Source organism: Parvibaculum sp. (assembly GCF_035511255.1).
In the GTDB taxonomy this organism is placed as follows: Bacteria; Pseudomonadota; Alphaproteobacteria; order Parvibaculales; family Parvibaculaceae; genus Parvibaculum.
This window is the reverse complement of the sequence record NZ_DATKFR010000419.1, coordinates 1-1,984: the sequence shown is the minus strand read 5'-3', so window position 1 is coordinate 1,984 and position 1,984 is coordinate 1. Positions and strand designations below refer to the sequence as shown.

General features: G+C 66.6%; 2 protein-coding genes. Both read left to right on the top strand.

What is annotated here, in order from left to right:
• Positions 1 to 90: 90 nt before the first annotated feature.
• On the top strand, positions 91 to 1,299 hold the full coding sequence (gene glp, locus VMR03_RS15825; RefSeq protein WP_325406911.1) for a gephyrin-like molybdotransferase Glp: 1,209 nt from the start codon (positions 91 to 93) through the stop codon (positions 1,297 to 1,299).
• Between the two features lie 91 nt (positions 1,300 to 1,390).
• The coding region (gene lexA, locus VMR03_RS15820) for a transcriptional repressor LexA (protein ID WP_325406909.1) at positions 1,391 to 1,984 on the top strand (594 nt) is incomplete at its 3' end.

The following is a 1,984-nucleotide window of genomic DNA, read 5'->3' as shown; positions in this document are numbered from 1 at the left end:
GCGAAAGCCGTCGACCGTTCGATGCGGATCGCGGACATCCGGCTGACCCACAAGGCAGGCGGCAAATCCGGCACCTATAAGGCAAAGTAGATGGCGCAAGGCCTGATCCCCGTCACGGAAGCCCGCGCCCGCATTCTGGCGGCGCTGGTGCCGACCGCGACCGAGCCCGCGCAGCTGGCGCAGGCCGCAGGCCGCGTGCTCGCCGAAAATGTCGTAGCGCGCCGCACGCAACCACCGGGCGACCTCTCGGCCATGGATGGTTACGCGGTCCGCGCCGTCGACGTGGAAAGCGTGCCGGCGCGCTTGCGCGTCGTCGGCGAAGCCCCCGCGGGCGGCGCTTATAAAGGCGTCTTGGGAGAGGGTGAGGCTGTCCGCATTTTCACCGGCGCAGCGGTGCCGCAAGGCGCCGATACCATCGTCATCCAGGAAGATATGGAGCGCTACGGCGACATCGTTATCGCGCGGGAAAGCTCCGTCTCAGGACGGCATATCCGCCCCGCCGGTCTCGATTTCGCAGAAGGCGCGACGGGGCTTCTCGCGGGGCGCCCGCTTTCACCGGCCGACATCGCGCTGGCGGCGGCGATGAACGTGCCGACGCTCTCCGTCCGCAAGCGCCCGCGGATCGCCTTTTTCTCGACCGGCGACGAACTCGTGCGCCCGGGCGCGCCGATCGGCCCGAACCAGATCGTCTCCGCCAACAATGACGGCCTCGCCGCGCTGATTGCGACGGCGGGCGGCATCCCGCTCGATCTCGGCATTGCACCCGACAGCAACGAGGCGATCCGCGCCACGGCGCGTGAGGCCGCAGACGCCGATATGCTCGTCACGCTGGGCGGCGCCTCGGTCGGCGACCATGATCTCGTCCAGTCGGCGCTGGCCGAAGACGGGCTCGACATCGATTTCTGGCGCATCGCCATGCGTCCGGGAAAGCCGCTGATGTTCGGCCGCTATGGCCGCGTTCCGATGCTCGGCCTGCCGGGCAATCCGGTCTCGGCGCTCGTCTGCGCGGTCCTCTTCCTCGTGCCCGCGATTTCGAAGCTTCAGGGCTCGGATGTGACGACGCCCCGGACGACGCTGGCCCGGCTCGGCCGCAGCCTCCCTGAGAACGACCGCCGCGAGGACTATCTCCGCGCCCGGCTCGACCATGTGCCCGGCGACCTCCCGGTGGCGACACCTTTCGAAAAGCAGGATAGCTCCATGTTGTCGCTGCTTTCGGCCGCCGATGGCCTCCTGGTCCGCCCGGCGGGCGCCCCCGCCGCCGAGGCGGGCCAGATCGTGGAAATTCTGCCGCTTCGCTGAATTATCCACAGAAATGCTTGACGGCAGATAAGAACCAAACTAGAACGTGTGCCGAGGTTTATGGTTTGTTCCATATTTGGGGCCGGAAAGCATGCTCACACGCAAACAGCACGAACTCCTGATGTTCATTCATGAGCGCATCAAGGAGGGCGGCGTGTCCCCGAGCTTCGACGAAATGAAGGAAGCGCTGGATTTGCGCTCCAAATCCGGCATCCACCGCCTCATCACGGCGCTGGAGGAGCGCGGTTTCATCCGCCGCCTCGCCCACCGTGCCCGCGCACTCGAGATCGTGAAGCTGCCCGAATCCGCCTCGCCGAGCCTCGCCGTCTCGCGCAACAAAGGCTTTTCGCCGAGCGTCATCGAAGGCAGCCGCGGCAAGCCGCTGAGCCGCGATCTGCAGCCCGCGCATCAGTCCGAAAATACCGTCACTCTCTCTGTCATGGGCCGCATCGCCGCCGGTACGCCGATCGAGGCCCTTCAGGAGGAGAGCCACCAGGTCGCGGTACCGCTCACCCTGCTCGGTTCCGGCGAACACTACGCGCTTGAGGTCAAGGGCGACTCGATGATCGACGCCGGCATTCTCGACGGCGACACGGTGCTCATCCAGCGCTGCGATACCGCGAACAGCGGCGAGATCGTCGTCGCGCTTGTCGACGGCTTGGAAGCGACGCTGAAGCGTTTGCGC